The 18,238-nt window shown below is 50.9% G+C and carries 11 protein-coding genes and 1 pseudogene; 10 read left to right on the top strand and 2 right to left on the bottom strand.

Features of this window, described 5'->3' with window-relative positions; all coding sequences use genetic code 11:
• Positions 1–53: 53 nt before the first annotated feature.
• Genes EQY_RS0104390 through arcC form a run of 3 tightly spaced genes read left to right on the top strand, consistent with a single transcriptional unit; the run spans position 54 to position 3,683 of the window.
• Complete coding sequence (locus EQY_RS0104390) at positions 54–1,265, top strand: YgeY family selenium metabolism-linked hydrolase (RefSeq protein ID WP_001107129.1); 1,212 nt, start codon at positions 54–56, stop codon at positions 1,263–1,265.
• Positions 1,266–1,317: 52 nt separating this feature from the next.
• Positions 1,318–2,703 carry a D-phenylhydantoinase gene (hyuA, locus tag EQY_RS0104385; protein WP_001264462.1) on the top strand — a complete coding sequence of 462 codons (1,386 nt, stop codon included), beginning with the start codon at positions 1,318–1,320 and terminating at the stop codon, positions 2,701–2,703.
• A 47-nt stretch (positions 2,704–2,750) separates the two neighbouring features.
• Positions 2,751–3,683 (top strand): carbamate kinase, encoded by a 933-nt coding sequence (gene arcC, locus EQY_RS0104380; RefSeq protein WP_000037991.1) that lies wholly within the window; start codon positions 2,751–2,753, stop codon positions 3,681–3,683.
• A gap of 176 nt (positions 3,684–3,859) precedes the next feature.
• Here arcC and yqeB read toward each other — a convergent pair whose 3' ends face one another.
• Positions 3,860–5,485 carry a selenium-dependent molybdenum cofactor biosynthesis protein YqeB gene (yqeB, locus tag EQY_RS0104370; protein ID WP_001020403.1) on the bottom strand — a complete coding sequence of 542 codons (1,626 nt, stop codon included), beginning with the start codon at positions 5,483–5,485 and terminating at the stop codon, positions 3,860–3,862.
• A 47-nt stretch (positions 5,486–5,532) separates the two neighbouring features.
• Positions 5,533–6,303 (bottom strand): selenium cofactor biosynthesis protein YqeC, encoded by a 771-nt coding sequence (gene yqeC / locus EQY_RS0104365; RefSeq protein ID WP_000835702.1) that lies wholly within the window; start codon positions 6,301–6,303, stop codon positions 5,533–5,535.
• 104 nt (positions 6,304–6,407) lie between these two features.
• Here yqeC and mocA point away from each other — a divergent pair, with 104 nt between their 5' ends.
• The 7 genes and pseudogenes from mocA to guaD form a co-directional block, all read left to right on the top strand.
• The gene (mocA, locus tag EQY_RS0104360; protein ID WP_000094816.1) at positions 6,408–6,986 is read left to right on the top strand and encodes a molybdenum cofactor cytidylyltransferase; all 579 of its coding nucleotides are present in this window, start codon (positions 6,408–6,410) and stop codon (positions 6,984–6,986) included.
• A 322-nt stretch (positions 6,987–7,308) separates the two neighbouring features.
• Positions 7,309–10,407, top strand: a complete 3,099-nt coding sequence (gene ygfK / locus EQY_RS0104355) for a putative selenate reductase subunit YgfK (RefSeq protein ID WP_000502379.1) — start codon at positions 7,309–7,311, stop codon at positions 10,405–10,407.
• A 2-nt stretch (positions 10,408–10,409) separates the two neighbouring features.
• The gene (ssnA, locus tag EQY_RS0104350) at positions 10,410–11,738 is read left to right on the top strand and encodes a putative aminohydrolase SsnA (RefSeq protein WP_000906294.1); all 1,329 of its coding nucleotides are present in this window, start codon (positions 10,410–10,412) and stop codon (positions 11,736–11,738) included.
• 50 nt (positions 11,739–11,788) lie between these two features.
• On the top strand, positions 11,789–12,568 hold the full coding sequence (gene ygfM, locus EQY_RS0104345; protein ID WP_000572432.1) for a molybdopterin-dependent oxidoreductase FAD-binding subunit: 780 nt from the start codon (positions 11,789–11,791) through the stop codon (positions 12,566–12,568).
• The gene (locus tag EQY_RS0104340) at positions 12,565–15,435 is read left to right on the top strand and encodes a molybdopterin-dependent oxidoreductase Mo/Fe-S-binding subunit (RefSeq protein WP_000583585.1); all 2,871 of its coding nucleotides are present in this window, start codon (positions 12,565–12,567) and stop codon (positions 15,433–15,435) included. The genes ygfM and EQY_RS0104340 overlap by 4 nt, the downstream gene beginning before the upstream one ends.
• A 332-nt stretch (positions 15,436–15,767) precedes the next feature.
• Positions 15,768–17,168, top strand: coding sequence for a xanthine/proton symporter XanQ (gene xanQ, locus EQY_RS0104330; protein ID WP_001280173.1), 1,401 nt, complete (start codon positions 15,768–15,770; stop codon positions 17,166–17,168).
• Between the two features lie 17 nt (positions 17,169–17,185).
• A pseudogene (gene guaD / locus EQY_RS0104325) lies at positions 17,186–18,208 on the top strand (guanine deaminase); the annotation flags it as partial.
• Positions 18,209–18,238: the final 30 nt, after the last annotated feature.

The following is an 18,238-nucleotide window of genomic DNA, read 5'->3' as shown; positions in this document are numbered from 1 at the left end:
CACTATTGGAACAGCTCCCCGCAAAACGGGGAGTAAAAAACTGGAGAAAAATAATGGCTAAGAATATTCCATTCAAACTGATTCTTGAAAAAGCAAAGGATTACCAGGCAGACATGACTCGCTTCCTGCGCGACATGGTTGCGATTCCCAGTGAAAGCTGTGACGAAAAACGCGTAGTGCATCGTATTAAAGAAGAGATGGAAAAAGTTGGTTTCGATAAAGTTGAAATCGACCCGATGGGCAACGTTCTCGGTTATATCGGCCACGGCCCGCGTCTGGTTGCGATGGATGCTCACATCGACACCGTCGGCATTGGCAACATCAAAAACTGGGAATTCGACCCGTACGAAGGTATGGAAACTGATGAGCTGATCGGTGGTCGCGGTACTTCCGACCAGGAAGGCGGCATGGCGTCTATGGTATATGCCGGTAAAATCATAAAAGACCTCGGTCTGGAAGATGAATATACCCTGCTGGTTACCGGTACGGTGCAGGAAGAAGACTGCGACGGTCTGTGCTGGCAGTACATTATTGAACAATCTGGCATTCGCCCGGAATTTGTGGTCAGTACTGAACCGACTGATTGCCAGGTATACCGTGGTCAGCGCGGTCGTATGGAAATTCGTATTGATGTTCAGGGCGTTAGCTGTCACGGTTCTGCGCCAGAACGCGGTGATAACGCCATTTTCAAAATGGGACCGATTCTTGGCGAATTACAAGAACTGTCCCAACGTCTGGGTTATGACGAATTCCTCGGCAAAGGTACGCTGACCGTTTCTGAAATTTTCTTTACCTCCCCAAGCCGTTGCGCTGTAGCAGACAGCTGCGCAGTTTCTATTGACCGTCGTCTGACCTGGGGTGAAACCTGGGAAGGCGCGCTGGACGAAATCCGCGCCCTGCCAGCAGTTCAAAAAGCGAATGCTGTCGTTTCTATGTACAACTATGACCGTCCGTCCTGGACTGGCCTGGTCTACCCAACCGAATGCTACTTCCCGACCTGGAAAGTGGAAGAAGATCACTTCACTGTTAAAGCCCTGGTGAATGCCTACGAAGGTCTGTTTGGCAAAGCGCCGGTCGTTGATAAGTGGACCTTCTCAACTAACGGCGTATCCATTATGGGTCGTCACGGCATTCCGGTGATCGGCTTTGGCCCAGGTAAAGAACCTGAAGCGCACGCGCCAAACGAAAAAACCTGGAAATCACACCTGGTGACCTGTGCCGCTATGTACGCTGCAATCCCGTTAAGCTGGCTGGCAACCGAATAATTATTCTTAACTTATTCCCCTCCGGTTCGCCGGAGGGTTTTTGGAGTTTGCTATGCGCGTATTGATCAAAAACGGCACTGTCGTGAACGCAGATGGACAAGCAAAGCAGGATTTGTTGATTGAAAGCGGGATTGTTCGCCAGTTGGGCACCAATATTTCGCCGCAGCTCCCTTATGAAGAAATTGATGCCACTGGCTGTTACGTTTTCCCTGGCGGCGTGGACGTCCATACGCATTTTAATATTGATGTCGGCATTGCGCGCAGTTGTGATGATTTTTTTACCGGTACTCGTGCAGCCGCGTGTGGCGGTACAACAACCATTATTGACCATATGGGATTTGGCCCAAATGGCTGCCGGTTACGCCATCAACTGGAAGTTTATCGTGGCTATGCCGCCCATAAAGCGGTCATCGACTACAGCTTTCACGGTGTGATTCAGCACATTAATCACGCCATCCTCGACGAAATCCCGATGATGGTCGAGGAAGGGCTGAGCAGTTTTAAACTCTATTTAACCTATCAATATAAACTCAACGATGATGAAGTGTTGCAAGCATTACGCCGCTTGCATGAGTCTGGCGCCCTGACCACTGTGCACCCGGAAAATGACGCAGCTATCGCCAGCAAGCGGGCGGAGTTTATTGCCGCCGGGTTAACCGCGCCACGCTATCACGCCTTGAGTCGACCTCTGGAATGCGAAGCGGAAGCCATCGCCCGCATGATTAACCTGGCACAAATTGCCGGTAACGCCCCGCTCTATATCGTGCATCTGTCTAACGGCTTAGGTCTGGATTATCTGCGTCTTGCCCGTGCGAATCACCAGCCAGTCTGGGTTGAAACCTGCCCACAATATCTCCTGTTGGACGAACGCAGTTACGATACAGAAGATGGCATGAAGTTCATTCTTAGCCCACCGCTGCGTAACGTACGCGAGCAGGACAAACTGTGGTGTGGCATCAGCGATGGTGCGATTGATGTGGTGGCGACCGATCATTGCACCTTCTCGATGGCTCAACGCCAGCAAATTTCTAAAGGCGATTTCAGTCGCTGCCCAAATGGCTTGCCCGGTGTGGAAAATCGTATGCAATTGCTGTTCTCCAGCGGCGTAATGACCGGACGTATCACACCGGAACGTTTTGTTGAGTTAACCAGCGCGATGCCCGCCAGGCTGTTTGGCCTGTGGCCGCAAAAAGGATTATTAGCGCCCGGTTCCGATGGCGACGTGGTGATTATCGACCCACGTCAGAGCCAACAAATTCAACATCGCCATCTCCACGACAACGCCGACTATTCGCCCTGGGAGGGCATTACCTGTCAGGGCGCAATTGTCAAAACGCTATCCCGTGGTGAAACGATTTTCTGCGACGGAGCCTTCACAGGCAAAGCCGGACGCGGTCGTTTCCTGCGACGCAAACCGTTTGTCCCTCCCGTGCTCTAACCACTACCAGGGATCTATACACAATTAAGAATGATGAGTGAGGAAAAATGAGTAAGAAAATTGTTCTCGCCCTCGGCGGGAATGCGCTGGGCGACGATCTGGCCGGACAAATGAAAGCGGTAAAAATTACGTCTCAGGCAATTGTTGATTTAATTGCCCAAGGACATGAAGTTATCGTCACTCATGGTAATGGGCCGCAGGTAGGCATGATTAACCAGGCATTCGAAGCTGCCGCAAAAACGGAAGCACACTCGCCAATGCTGCCAATGTCTGTCTGTGTCGCCTTAAGCCAGGGATACATTGGATACGATTTACAAAACGCCTTAAGGGAAGAGCTGCTTTCTCGTGGTATTAATAAACCTGTAGCAACGCTGGTTACTCAGGTCGAAGTCGACGCTAACGATCCGGCATTCCTCAATCCGACCAAACCGATCGGGTCGTTCTTTACCGAGCAGGAAGCCGAGCAACTGACAAAACAGGGTTACACCCTGAAAGAAGACGCGGGGCGTGGCTATCGTCGTGTAGTAGCCTCACCGAAGCCTGTTGATATTATTGAAAAAGAAACGGTTAAAGCTCTGGTAGATGCAGGTCAGGTTGTGATCACCGTTGGCGGTGGCGGTATCCCTGTGATTCGTGAGGGTAACCATCTGCGCGGTGCCAGCGCGGTTATCGATAAAGACTGGGCCAGCGCCCGTCTGGCAGAAATGATCGATGCCGATATGCTGATCATTCTGACTGCGGTAGAAAAAGTGGCCATTAACTTCGGTAAAGAGAATGAGCAGTGGCTCGACCGCCTGTCATTGGCCGATGCAGAACGCTTTATCGAAGAAGGTCATTTTGCGAAAGGTTCTATGCTGCCGAAAGTAGAAGCTGCCGCCTCGTTTGCTCGCTCTCGCGCTGGTCGTGAAGCACTGATTACCGTATTGAGCAAAGCGAAAGAAGGGATTGAAGGCAAAACCGGAACGGTAATTCGTCAGTAATTTAAAGGTCGGATGGCGACGCCATCCGACCAGATATTGCTGACAAACTGGCTCAATCGCCAATGTTGGCACGGTTTTCCCCCTCTCTCCGAAGGGGCGAGGGAACTGTCCGAACTCTTTTTGGACTTTGTCATCAGTCTCAGGCCGGGCGGGTAATACCATCCGGCCGTTTTCATTTAAGCCACTTCCAGCACTTCTTCTGTCGCTTTAACGCCCTGATGCATCAACATCATTAACGCCTCAAGGACACCGCCGCCAATCGCCCTGGCTTTATCTGAAACACTGGTGAAATCGGCCGTTTCGCCACGAGGATCGATATCACCGATTTTAAAACCACCGACCACCGCCAGTCCGTCGTTCAACAAGCCACGCACCATCCCCGTCAACGGCGCTTTAATTTCATGCTCACCAATCCAGGCAATCACATCGCCCTCTTTCACCAGATCGCCTAATTTCACATTGGATCGCATAATGCCTGCCGCCGGAGCACGGATCACACGTCGGGTGGTGTGCCCCATGATATTACCGGGAACACCGGTATTCTCCTGTGCACAACCGGAGTAAATCACCTGACCGAGCCAGTGCCCGCGATTCGTTTCAATTACCGCATGGCAATCTTTCCCTGCGGTAAACCCCGGCCCAAGCGCGATTGTCACCGGTGCCATATCTGCACACGTACCCAAATTCTGTTTCGCAAGAATAGCGTCCACAACGCAGAGAGGTTTCAGTTCATCAAGCAATAAACAGGCGGGATCTACCATTACCGGGATGAATCCGCGTTCGGTAAGTTTCATCGCCTCCGCAGAGCTGGTTGCCAGGCGGGCTGTGACGCCTTCGACCGTCATTTCGCCGTCGAACACGGCCTGGGCAAACGCCACGGTACAACGAATCACCGTTGGCTTTTCCACTTCCAGCATGATCACTTTGAACCCCGCATGATACAAGCGTAACGCCACACCACTGGCGATATCTCCCGCGCCGCGAATTACCACCAGTTGGTGTCCGGAAGGATGCGTAGGTTTCATCATCAGCCCACCCGGCGCGTTATTTTTCACCTGTAATATTTCTGCCAACACGCTGATGGCGATCTCCTGTGGCGTTTCCGCACCAATGTTGTAACCAACCGGCGCGTGTAAACGGGCAATATGTTCTTCAGCCACGCCTTTCTCACGCAATTGACGCAGGAAAAGCTGCACCTTGCGGCGACTTGCCAGCAAACCCAGCCATGCAATGGGCTGTTCAATGAGTTTATCGAGGGCTTCACGATCCTGATTATTCGTGGCAATCAGGACAAAATTATCAGGACGAATCTCCAGTGCTTCTACTGCCGCGCCAAACGAATCGGCATGGAGAAGCGTAGTTGACGGCGGGAAAAGTTCAGGATTGAGGCTTTCGCGATAAATATCGGCAACGGCGATATCAAACCCTAATAGCGCCGCACTCTGGGCTATCGCCCGGTTGACATGCCCCGCACCAATCAACACCAGACGAGGACGCATACCATGGACGCTGATAAACACGGACATTGCACCTCCACAATCTGACCCGACAGCATCCACACCGTTACGAGCCATACGTCCATGGAATAATCGCGGCTTACGTTCCTGCAATGCCTGAAGCGACTCTTCAATCACCTTCCGCTCAACCATTCCGCCGCCAATTGTACCGACGATAGAACCATCGGCGCGCACTAACATTTGTGCAGAATGACGGGGTGTAGAACCTCGGCTATCCACAATTTGCGCCATCGCAAACGGACAATTTTGCTCTTCGAGTTTTGCAGCCTCTGTGAAAATATTCATACCAACCTCAATGGATATCCTTTCAGTAACCCGGAATGTCCGAGCTGCTAATTCACAAATCTGCGCGCGATTGCAGGATCTTCTTGTATATCGCCCAGCCAGATTGCCTCTACGTCGTGTTGTTGCAGCGGTTTGAGTAGCTCGCTTTGCGCAATCGCATTCTCACATTGAGAAAAACGGTTAATGAACCAGATTCGCCGACAGCCTTGCGGTACGTTTTTAAACGCCCCCTGCGGATGGCGAACCAGCGCAACGAGATCGCTCAGCTGCAAGGTTGCATCAGGTGTTAACCCTGTAATCTCAGCGAACTGCGACCAGCGATGGACATTTTCAGCACCAACTTTAGTGCCCAAAATATGCCCTCCCATCACAGCAATCACGCAGCAACTGCTTTTAGGTATGCAAGGTTCGTGCTCATCTGGCGCTTTTAACGGCATTCCACGCGAGCCATCTGCCTCAATGAGAATTACGTCACATTCTGGTCGTTGCGCCAGTACATCAATGGTATCTGGCGTAAATCCCTGCGCTTTTCCCTGTTTCGCTTTGAAGCGGTGAAAACAAAATGCAATGGGGGATGTGAGAGACGCATGAGGAAGCATGGCGGGATCGCGACAGAAAACCACGGGCCAGTGAGACGTTGGTATAAACATATGTGTCGTCGTCGTGATTAACACGCGCCTGCCACTAGACTGAAGTAACTCTGCCAGCCAAAAAAGCAGACTGGTTTTCCCCCCTGCACCAACAACAGAAATGACTGCCGGAGCGTTCTGCACGCCTAAATCAATGAATAATGCTGATGGGTCAATTATACTTTTCACGAGTCTTCATAGACCTCTCTGGGATAAATTAGCCCACAAATTCATTAACCAGGAAGTAACGCAATTTTCAGGCGTTATTAACCGATATAAATAATGGAATCACTATGTCATCTATCGACTGTATAATTACCGCTGCTGGATTATCATCAAGAATGGGACAATGGAAAATGATGTTACCCTGGCAACAGGAAACAATTCTTGATGCAAGTATCAAAAACGCGTTGCAGTTTTGTAGTCGAATTATTTTAGTTACGGGTTTTCGCGCTAATGAACTGCATCATCGCTACGAGAACACTGGCAATATTACTCTTATTTATAATCCAGATTATGAGCAGGGCTTACTGACCTCGGTGAAGGCTGCGGCTCCCGAAGTGCAAACTGAACATTGCTTTATTACTCATGGTGACATGCCAAGTCTTAATGCCAATATATTTAATAAAATCTGGAAGTTACGCAACAACGGTGCAATTCTCCCACTCCACAATGGTATCCCTGGTCATCCCATTTTAATCTCAAAATCGAGTCTGATGCAGGCTATCCAACGTCCCAACGTGACCAATATGCGTCAGGCATTGCAAATGGGTGAACATTATTCCGTCGAAATAGAAGATGAAGAAATAATTTTAGATATTGATACCCCCGAGGACTTTATTAATGCGCAAAAGTGGCATGCTGAATTTTAGAAAATCAGGTTAAACGATTGCGTTCAAATATTCATTCCACTCAGTACCCTTTTATCATAATGATAAGGAGCCACTGATTTTGAGAAATGAGAAAAAATGATAAAACCCCTGGCAATAATAACTCTCAGTAGTGATTTTAATTCTCATTTAGCACCTGTGAGATCATTCACAAAAAACCATTAAGTTTCGAGGCGCCTCACATTTTTTTATATTTCCGAGCCAACCTGGCAATAGTGGTGCGATTGTTGCTCTGTCTCCTTAAACCACCGGATTTATCAATACCGGTCACTCAATGATATCTGTATAAGCTAAGGAGAGGGTTATGGGGGATATTATGCGTCCCATTCCGTTTGAGGAACTTTTGACGCGCATATTTGATGAATACCAACAACAACGCTCAATCTTTGGTATTCCTGAGCAACAGTTTTACTCACCCGTAAAAGGTAAAACTGTTAGCGTCTTCGGTGAAACCTGTGCCACCCCCGTCGGCCCTGCCGCTGGTCCGCACACGCAACTCGCGCAAAATATCGTCACTTCCTGGCTGACTGGCGGACGCTTTATCGAACTAAAAACCGTCCAAATTCTTGACCGCCTGGAGCTGGAAAAGCCCTGTATCGATGCCGAAGACGAATGCTTTAACACCGAATGGTCAACCGAATTTACCCTGCTTAAAGCCTGGGATGAATACCTCAAAGCCTGGTTTGCCCTGCATCTTCTCGAAGCCATGTTCCAGCCTTCTGATTCTGGTAAATCGTTTATCTTTAATATGAGCGTCGGTTACAACCTCGAAGGCATTAAGCAGCCGCCGATGCAGCAGTTCATCGACAATATGATGGACGCATCTGACCATCCGAAATTCGCTCAATACCGCGATACGCTGAATAAACTCCTCCACGATGACGCATTTTTAGCCCGCCACGGATTGCAGGAAAAACGTGAAAGCTTGCAGGCCTTAGCAGCCCGTATCCCCACCAGCATGGTACAAGGCGTTACCCTCTCCACCATGCACGGCTGCCCTCCGCATGAAATCGAAGCCATTTGCCGCTACATGCTGGAAGAAAAAGAGCTGAACACCTTTGTGAAACTCAACCCGACCTTACTGGGGTACGCGCGTGTTCGTGAGATTCTTGATGGATGTGGGTTCGATTACATCGGCTTAAAAGAAGAGTCATTTGATCACGACCTCAAGCTAACGCAGGCGCTGGAAATGCTGGAACGCCTGATGGCGCTGGCAAAAGAAAAATCACTCGGCTTTGGCGTCAAACTGACTAACACTCTCGGCACCATCAATAACAAAGGCGCACTGCCTGGTGAAGAGATGTATATGTCCGGCCGTGCACTGTTCCCGCTCTCTATCAATGTCGCGGCAGTTCTGTCCCGTGCCTTTGACGGCAAACTGCCAATTTCTTATTCCGGTGGTGCCAGCCAGCTGACTATCCGCGATATTTTCGATACTGGCATTCGCCCTATCACCATGGCAACCGACTTACTGAAACCCGGCGGCTATTTGCGTTTAAGTGCCTGTATGCGCGAGCTGGAAGGCTCCGACGCCTGGGGACTTGACCACGTTGACGTGGAACGACTGAGCAAGCTGGCCGCAGATGCGCTGACCATGGAGTACACCCAGAAACACTGGAAGCCAGAAGAGCGTATAGAAGTGGCAGAAGACCTGCCGCTGACCGACTGCTACGTTGCACCCTGTGTCACTGCCTGCGCCATCAAACAGGATATTCCGGAATACATTCGTCTGCTTGGCGAACATCGCTATGCCGACGCGCTGGAACTCATCTACCAACGTAATGCCCTGCCCGCCATTACTGGTCACATTTGCGATCACCAGTGCCAGTACAACTGTACCCGCCTGGATTACGACAGTGCGCTGAATATCCGCGAACTGAAAAAAGTCGCCCTGGAAAAAGGCTGGGATGAATATAAGCAACGCTGGCACAAACCAGCGGGTTCCGGTTCTCGCCATCCGGTTGCCGTCATTGGCGCAGGTCCGGCGGGTCTGGCAGCAGGCTACTTCCTTGCCAGAGCGGGTCATCCGGTGACGCTATTTGAACGCGAAGCTAACGCCGGCGGCGTGGTGAAAAATATCATTCCACAGTTCCGTATTCCTGCTGAGTTGATTCAGCACGATATCGATTTTGTTGCCGACCACGGCGTGAAATTTGAGTATGGCTGTTCACCGGATCTGACCGTCGAACAGTTAAAAAATCAGGGCTTCCACTATGTTCTGATTGCCACCGGCACCGATAAAAACAGCGGTGTGAAGCTGGCGGGCAACAACCAGAATGTCTGGAAATCGCTCCCCTTCCTGCGCGAGTACAACAAAGGCGCAGTGCTCAACTTGGGTAAACATGTGGTGATTGTCGGTGCGGGTAACACCGCAATGGACTGCGCCCGTGCGGCGTTACGCGTTCCGGGCGTTGAAAAAGCGACTGTCGTTTACCGTCGTTCACTACAAGAGATGCCAGCATGGCGCGAAGAGTATGAAGAAGCACGACACGATGGCGTAGAGTTCCGTTTCCTCAATAACCCAGAACGTTTCGATGCGGATGGCACCTTAACGTTACGCGTCATGTCGCTTGGCGAACCTGATGAGAAAGGTCGCCGCCGTCCGGTTGAAACCAGCGAAACAGTAACGCTGCACGTAGACAGCCTGATCACCGCCATTGGCGAACAGCAGGATACCGAAGCCCTGAACGCAATGGGCGTGCCGCTGGACAAAAACGGCTGGCCTGATGTCGACCATAACGGCGAAACTCGTCTGACTGACGTCTTTATGATTGGTGACGTACAGCGCGGTCCGTCCTCTATTGTCGCGGCTGTCGGAACGGCTCGACGAGCCACCGATGCCATCCTTAGTCGAGAAAATATCCGCTCCCACCAGAGCGATAAATACTGGAACAACGTCAACCCGGCGGAAATCTACCAACGTAAAGGCGATATCTCTGTCACCCTGGTGAACAGTGACGATCGTGACGCGTTTGTCGCCCAGGAAGCCGCTCGCTGCCTTGAATGTAACTACGTTTGCAGCAAGTGTGTGGATGTCTGCCCGAACCGCGCCAACGTCTCAATTGCCGTCCCTGGCTTCCAGAACCGTTTCCAGACGCTGCACCTCGACGCTTACTGTAACGAATGCGGCAACTGCGCTCAGTTCTGCCCGTGGAACGGTAAACCGTACAAAGACAAAATCACCGTCTTTAGTCTGTCGCAAGACTTTGATAACAGCAGCAACCCAGGCTTCCTGGTGGAAGATGATCGTGTGCGTGTACGTCTGAATAACCAAAGCTGGGTGCTGAATATCAATAACGAAGGTCAGTTCGACAACGTACCGCCAGAGCTGAACGATATGTGCCGCATCATTAGCCATGTCCACCAGCATCATCATTATCTGCTGAGCCGCGTGGAGGTGTAATCATGTTGATTCTGAAGAATGTCACCGCAGTACAGTTACACCCGGCAAAAGTGCAGGAAGGCGTCGATATCGCCATCGAAAATGATGTGATTGTCGCGATCGGCGATGCTCTGACGCAGCGTTATCCTGACGCCAGCTACAAAGAGATGCATGGCCGGATTGTGATGCCTGGGATTGTCTGCTCACACAACCATTTTTACTCGGGACTTTCGCGCGGAATTATGGCGAACATCGCTCCCTGCCCGGATTTCATCTCAACGCTGAAAAATCTTTGGTGGCGGCTCGATCGTGCCCTTGATGAAGAGTCGCTCTATTACAGCGGGCTGATTTGTTCACTCGAAGCAATCAAGAGCGGATGCACGTCGGTTATCGATCACCATGCGTCCCCGGCTTATATCGGCGGGTCGCTCTCGACGCTGCGCAACGCATTTTTAAAAGTTGGCCTGCGTGCGATGACCTGTTTTGAAACCACTGACCGTAACAACGGCATCACAGAGTTACAGGAAGGTGTAGAAGAAAACATCCGTTTCGCCCGTCAGATTGACGACGCAAAGAAAGTAGCTACCGAGCCATATCTGGTGGAAGCGCATATTGGTGCTCACGCGCCGTTTACCGTGCCGGATGCCGGTCTGGAAATGCTGCGCGAAGCCGTAAAAGCCACCGGGCGTGGTTTACACATTCACGCTGCTGAAGACCTTTACGACGTTTCTCACAGTCACCACTGGTACGGCAAAGATCTGCTGGCACGACTGGCGCAATTCGATCTTATCGACAGCAAAACGCTGGTCGCCCACGGCCTGTATCTGTCGAAAGAGGATATCGCCCTGCTTAATCAGCATGACGCGTTCCTGGTACATAACGCCCGCTCCAACATGAATAACCATGTTGGTTACAACCATCATCTTAGCGATATCCGCAATCTGGCACTGGGAACCGACGGTATCGGTTCAGACATGTTTGAAGAGATGAAATTCGCCTTCTTTAAACATCGTGACGCTGGTGGTCCGCTGTGGCCTGACAGTTTTGCCAAAGCCCTGACTAACGGCAACGAACTAATGAGTCGCAACTTTGGTGCGAAATTCGGCCTGCTGGAAGCAGGTTATAAAGCCGATTTAACCATTTGCGATTACACCTCGCCAACGCCGTTGCTGGCGGACAATATCGCCGGTCATATCGCTTTCGGCATGGGTTCAGGCAGCGTTCACAGCGTGATGGTCAACGGTGTGATGGTCTATGAAGACCGTCAGTTTAACTTCGATTGCGATTCCATTTATGCGCAAGCCAGAAAAGCCGCCGCCGGTATGTGGCGTCGGATGGATGCGCTGGCATAAATGACAGATACCCTCTTCCTTCAAGGAAGAGGGTTAAATAAGGAAAGAAGATGATTGAACAATTTTTCAGACCCGACTCTGTCGAACAGGCGCTGGAACTGAAGCGCCGCTTCCAGGATGAAGCCGTCTGGTTTGCCGGGGGCAGCAAACTCAACGCCACACCAACCCGTACCGATAAAAAGATTGCCATTTCCTTACAGGATCTGGAACTGGACTGGGTTGACTGGGATAACGGCGCATTGCGTATTGGCGCAATGTCTCGCTTGCAGCCACTGCGTGATGCGCGATTTATTCCTGCAGCTTTGCGTGAAGCCCTCGGCTTTGTCTACTCTCGCCATGTTCGTAATCAGTCCACCATTGGTGGCGAAATCGCCGCCCGGCAGGAAGAGTCGGTGTTGCTTCCCGTCTTGCTGGCACTGGATGCTGAACTGGTTTTTGGCAACGGCGAAACGCTGTCAATTGAGGACTACCTGTCCTGCCCATGCGATCGTCTGCTGACAGAAATCATCATTAAAGATCCGTATCGCACCTGCGCGACTCGCAAAATTAGCCGTTCCCAGGCTGGGTTAACGGTGGTGACTGCGGCCGTTGCATTAACCGACCACGACGGTATGCGAATTGCGCTGGATGGCGTCGCCAGTAAAGCACTGCGTCTGCACGATGTCGAAAAACAAAATCTGGAAGGTAATGCACTGGAACAGGCCGTCGCCAACGCCATTTTCCCGCAGGAAGATTTGCGGGGCAGCGTGGCCTATAAACGCTATATCACGGGAGTTCTGGTAGCCGACCTGTATGCCGACTGCCAACAGGCTGGGGAGGAAGCCGTATGATTATCCACTTTACTTTAAATGGCGCGCCCCAGGCGCTAACCGTTAATCCTGGCGAAAACGTGCAAAAGCTGTTGTTTAACATGGGAATGCACTCTGTACGCAACAGTGATGATGGTTTCGGTTTTGCCGGTTCTGACGCAATTATCTTTAACGGTAATATCGTCAACGCATCCCTGCTTATTGCCGCACAGTTAGAAAAAGCAGACATTCGTACCGCAGAATCGCTGGGCAAATGGAACGAATTAAGTCTGGTTCAACAAGCAATGGTTGATGTCGGCGTGGTGCAGTCCGGTTATAACGATCCGGCTGCGGCTCTGATTATTACCGATCTTCTCGATCGCATTGCCGCACCTACCCGCGAAGAGATCGACGACGCGCTTTCTGGTTTGTTCAGCCGCGATGCAGGCTGGCAACAATACTATCAGGTCATTGAACTGGCGGTTGCACGTAAAAATAACCCACAAGCCACGATTGATATCGCCCCGACTTTCCGCGACGACCTTGAAGTCATTGGTAAGCACTATCCTAAAACTGATGCAGCGAAAATGGTGCAGGCTAAACCCTGCTATGTTGAAGACCGCGTAACGGCTGACGCCTGCGTCATTAAAATGTTACGTAGCCCACACGCTCACGCACTAATTACCCATCTGGATGTCAGCAAAGCCGAGGCTTTACCGGGCGTTGTTCACGTTATTACTCACCTGAATTGCCCGGACATCTACTACACACCTGGTGGTCAGAGCGCGCCGGAACCGTCACCACTTGACCGCCGCATGTTCGGCAAGAAAATGCGTCATGTCGGCGATCGTGTTGCTGCGGTCGTTGCTGAAAGTGAAGAAATTGCGCTCGAAGCACTGAAGCTCATCGACGTTGAATATGAAGTGCTTAAACCGGTAATGTCGATCGACGAAGCAATGGCGGAAGATGCACCTGTCGTGCACGATGAACCGGTGGTGTATGTCGCTGGTGCGCCAGATACTCTGGAAGATGACAACAGTCATGCAGCCCAGCGCGGCGAGCATATGATCATTAACTTCCCTATCGGTTCTCGCCCACGCAAAAATATCGCCGCCAGTATTCATGGTCATATTGGCGATATGGATAAAGGCTTCGCCGATGCCGATGTGATCATTGAGCGAACCTATAACTCAACTCAGGCGCAGCAATGCCCGACTGAAACACATATCTGCTTTACCCGCATGGATGGCGATCGGCTGGTTATTCACGCCTCCACTCAAGTACCGTGGCACTTACGCCGCCAGGTTGCGCGCCTTGTAGGTATGAAACAACATAAAGTTCATGTCATTAAAGAACGCGTAGGCGGCGGTTTTGGTTCCAAACAGGACATCCTGCTGGAAGAAGTGTGCGCCTGGGCAACCTGCGTGACCGGGCGTCCGGTGCTGTTCCGCTACACCCGTGAAGAAGAGTTTATTGCCAACACTTCTCGTCACGTCGCGAAAGTCACCGTCAAACTGGGGGCGAAAAAAGATGGTCGCCTGACGGCAGTGAAGATGGATTTCCGCGCCAACACAGGTCCTTACGGCAACCATTCACTCACCGTACCGTGTAACGGGCCGGCTCTGTCGCTGCCGTTATATCCGTGCGATAACGTCGATTTCCAGGTCACCACCTACTACAGCAACATTTGTCCAAATGGTGCTTATCAGGGTTATGGCGCACCGAAAGGTAACTTCGCGATCACCATGGCATTAGCGGAACTGGCTGAACAGTTACAGATCGACCAACTGGAAATTATCGAACGTAACCGGGTACACGAAGGGCAAGAGCTGAAAATTCTCGGTGCAATCGGTGAAGGTAAAGCGCCGACCTCCGTTCCTTCCGCTGCCAGCTGCGCGCTGGAAGAGATCCTGCGTCAGGGTCGCGAGATGATCCAATGGTCTTCACCGAAACCGCAAAATGGTGACTGGCGCATCGGTCGTGGCGTTGCCATTATCATGCAGAAATCGGGTATCCCGGATATCGATCAGGCTAACTGCATGATCAAACTGGAATCTGATGGCACCTTTATCGTTCACTCCGGTGGTGCGGATATCGGAACCGGCCTGGATACTGTGGTGACCAAACTGGCGGCAGAAGTGCTGCACTGCCCGCCGCAGGACGTGCATGTTATCTCCGGTGACACCGACCATGCGCTGTTTGATAAAGGCGCGTATGCCTCGTCCGGTACTTGTTTCTCAGGCAACGCGGCGCGTATGGCTGCGGAAAATCTGCGGGAGAAAATCCTGTTCCACGGTGCACAAATGTTGGGTGAGCCACTGGAAGATGTTCAACTGGCAACGCCGGGCGTCGTGCGCGGTAAGAAAGGCGAAGTGAGTTTCGGGGATATTGCCCATAAAGGCGAAACCGGTACTGGCTTTGGTTCGCTGGTGGGAACAGCCAGTTATATCACGCCTGATTTCGCCTTCCCGTATGGTGCAAACTTTGCTGAAGTTGCCGTCAACACACGTACCGGTGAAATCCGCCTGGACAAATTCTACGCCCTGCTGGATTGCGGTACGCCGGTCAATCCGGAGTTAGCGTTGGGACAAATCTACGGCGCCACCCTGCGTGCTATCGGGCACAGTATGAGCGAAGAAATCATTTATGACGCCGAAGGTCACCCGTTAACCCGCGATTTACGCAGTTACGGCGCACCGAAAATTGGCGACATCCCACGTGATTTCCGTGCCGTACTGGTGCCGAGCGACGATAAAGTCGGCCCGTTCGGGGCGAAGTCCATCTCGGAAATTGGCGTAAATGGCGCAGCACCAGCAATAGCTACTGCAATTCACGATGCCTGCGGCATCTGGTTACGCGAATGGCATTTCACTCCGGAGAAAATACTCACCGCGCTGGAAAAAATATAAGTAATAAATGGCCGCTTCGGCGGCCTGGATTGCTGACAAATGCGAAATTGCCTGATGCGCTGCGCTTATCAGGCCTACATGTCGACTGCAATATATTGAGTTAGCATGATTTGGTAGGCGGATAAGGCGTTCACGCCGCATCCGGCATGAACAAAGCGCGATTTATCAACAATCTGTTACCGCTTCGGCGGCCTGTTTCTCTGTTTGAACGATGACTAAATAGTAACTGCGAAAATGAGATAAGCCGTTCTCAAGGCGTCCTGCGCCCCAAATTCGTGGGTATTTATTTTACTGATTCAGATGATCAAATTTACTTTAAAAGGAGTGAAGGGATGTCTGATATAAACCATGCAGGTTCCGACCTTATATTTGAACTGGAGGATCGCCCTCCCTTTCATCAGGCTATTGTTGGCGCAATTACCCATCTGTTGGCAATTTTCGTTCCGATGGTGACTCCCGCATTAATTGTGGGTGCGGCCTTACAACTTTCCGCAGAAACGACCGCCTATCTGGTTTCAATGGCAATGATCGCCTCCGGCATTGGAACATGGTTACAGGTAAACCGTTATGGCATCGTAGGTTCCGGTTTACTCTCCATTCAGTCAGTCAATTTTTCATTTGTTACCGTCATGATTGCGCTGGGCAGCAGCATGAAAAGCGACGGCTTCCACGAAGAATTAATCATGTCGTCGCTGCTTGGCGTTTCCTTCGTTGGCGCATTTCTGGTTGTCGGTTCTTCTTTTATCCTGCCTTATCTACGTCGGGTTATCACCCCCACCGTCAGCGGCATTGTGGTGCTGATGATCGGCTTAAGCCTGATTAAAGTCGGCATTATCGATTTTGGCGGTGGATTTGCAGCCAAAAGCAGCGGTACGTTCGGCAATTACGAACATCTCGGCGTTGGTTTATTGGTTTTGATTGTGGTGATCGGCTTTAACTGCTGCCGTAGTCCGTTGCTACGCATGGGCGGGATCGCCATTGGGCTTTGCGTCGGCTATATCGCGTCGTTATGCCTTGGCATGGTGGATTTCAGCAGTATGCGCAACCTGCCGTTAATCACTATCCCACATCCGTTCAAATACGGGTTTAGTTTCAGCTTCCATCAGTTCCTGGTGGTCGGCACGATTTATCTACTTAGCGTGCTGGAGGCAGTAGGCGATATCACCGCCACGGCAATGGTTTCCCGCCGTCCTATTCAGGGAGACGAATATCAGTCACGGCTGAAAGGTGGCGTGCTGGCAGATGGTCTGGTCTCTGTTATCGCCTCCGCAGTCGGTTCATTACCATTAACCACCTTTGCGCAAAATAACGGTGTTATTCAGATGACCGGCGTCGCCTCACGTTATATCGGGCGAACCATCGCGGTTATGTTGGTTATCCTCGGGTTATTTCCGATGATCGGCGGCTTCTTCACCACTATCCCCTCGGCAGTTCTGGGGGGTGCAATGACGTTAATGTTTTCCATGATTGCCATTGCCGGTATCCGCATCATTATCACCAATGGCTTAAAACGCCGTGAAACACTTATCGTCGCCACCTCATTAGGTTTAGGTCTTGGTGTTTCCTACGATCCCGAAATTTTTAAAATATTGCCTGCCTCTATTTATGTATTAGTTGAAAACCCTATTTGTGCAGGCGGGTTAACTGCGATTTTATTAAATATTATTCTCCCTGGTGGCTACCGACAGGAAAACGTTCTGCCTGGTATTACCTCAGCGGAAGAGATGGATTAAAAGTAAAGGAGTCAATGATGTCAGGAGAACACACGTTAAAAGCAGTACGAGGCAGTTTTATTGATGTCACCCGTACAGTCGATAACCCGGAAGAAATCGCCTCCGCACTGCGTTTTATTGAGGATGGTTTACTACTCATTAAACAAGGGAAAGTGGAATGGTTTGGCAAATGGGAAGACGGAAAGCATCAAATTCCTGACACTATTCGCGTCCGTGATTATCGCGGCAAACTGATAGTTCCGGGCTTTGTCGATACACATATCCATTATCCGCAAAGTGAAATGGTCGGTGCCTACGGTGAGCAGTTGCTGGAATGGTTGAATAAACACACATTCCCCACAGAGCGTCGTTATGAGGATTTAGAATACGCCCGCGAAATGTCGGCGTTTTTCATCAAGCAGTTATTGCGCAACGGCACAACTACGGCGCTGGTGTTTGGGACTGTTCATCCGCAATCCGTTGATGCGCTGTTTGAAGCCGCCAGTCATATCAATATGCGTATGATTGCCGGCAAGGTGATGATGGATCGCAATGCGCCGGATTATCTGCTTGATACCGCAGAAAGCAGTTATCACCAAAGCAAAGAACTGATCGAACGCTGGCACAAAAATGGACGTCTGTTGTACGCCATTACACCGCGCTTCGCACCGACTTCATCTCCCGAACAGATGGCAATGGCGCAACGCCTGAAAGAAGAGTTTCCCGATACGTGGATACATACCCATCTGTGTGAAAACAAAGATGAAATTGCCTGGGTGAAAGAACTTTATCCTGAACATGATGGTTATCTGGATGTTTATCACCAGTATGGCCTGACCGGTAAAAACTGCGTCTTTGCTCACTGCGTCCATCTGGAAGAAAAAGAGTGGGATCGTCTCAGCGAAACTAAATCCAGCATCGCGTTTTGTCCAACCTCCAACCTTTATCTCGGTAGCGGCTTATTCAACTTGAAAAAAGCATGGAATAAGAAAGTCAAAGTCGGCATGGGGACTGACATTGGTGCCGGAACCACCTTCAACATGCTGCAAACACTGAACGAAGGTAAGCGCCCCGAGAAGTACGTAGCGTAA

The organism is Escherichia sp. TW14182 (assembly GCF_000208525.1).
Classification (GTDB): Bacteria; Pseudomonadota; Gammaproteobacteria; order Enterobacterales; family Enterobacteriaceae; genus Escherichia; species Escherichia ruysiae.
Note: the sequence above shows the minus strand (reverse complement) of the source record. Positions and strands in the feature narration are given on the sequence as shown.

Excerpts from the sequence above, each read along its gene's own strand:
- EQY_RS0104390 (WP_001107129.1), top strand. The coding sequence starts at position 54 with ATGGCTAAGAATATTCCATTCAAACTGATTCTTGAAAAAGCAAAGGAT.
- hyuA (WP_001264462.1), top strand. The coding sequence starts at position 1,318 with ATGCGCGTATTGATCAAAAACGGCACTGTCGTGAACGCAGATGGACAA.
- arcC (WP_000037991.1), top strand. The coding sequence starts at position 2,751 with ATGAGTAAGAAAATTGTTCTCGCCCTCGGCGGGAATGCGCTGGGCGAC.
- yqeB (WP_001020403.1), bottom strand. The coding sequence starts at position 5,485 with ATGAATATTTTCACAGAGGCTGCAAAACTCGAAGAGCAAAATTGTCCG.
- mocA (WP_000094816.1), top strand. The coding sequence starts at position 6,408 with ATGTCATCTATCGACTGTATAATTACCGCTGCTGGATTATCATCAAGA.
- ygfK (WP_000502379.1), top strand. The coding sequence starts at position 7,309 with ATGGGGGATATTATGCGTCCCATTCCGTTTGAGGAACTTTTGACGCGC.
- ssnA (WP_000906294.1), top strand. The coding sequence starts at position 10,410 with ATGTTGATTCTGAAGAATGTCACCGCAGTACAGTTACACCCGGCAAAA.
- ygfM (WP_000572432.1), top strand. The coding sequence starts at position 11,789 with ATGATTGAACAATTTTTCAGACCCGACTCTGTCGAACAGGCGCTGGAA.
- EQY_RS0104340 (WP_000583585.1), top strand. The coding sequence starts at position 12,565 with ATGATTATCCACTTTACTTTAAATGGCGCGCCCCAGGCGCTAACCGTT.
- xanQ (WP_001280173.1), top strand. The coding sequence starts at position 15,768 with ATGTCTGATATAAACCATGCAGGTTCCGACCTTATATTTGAACTGGAG.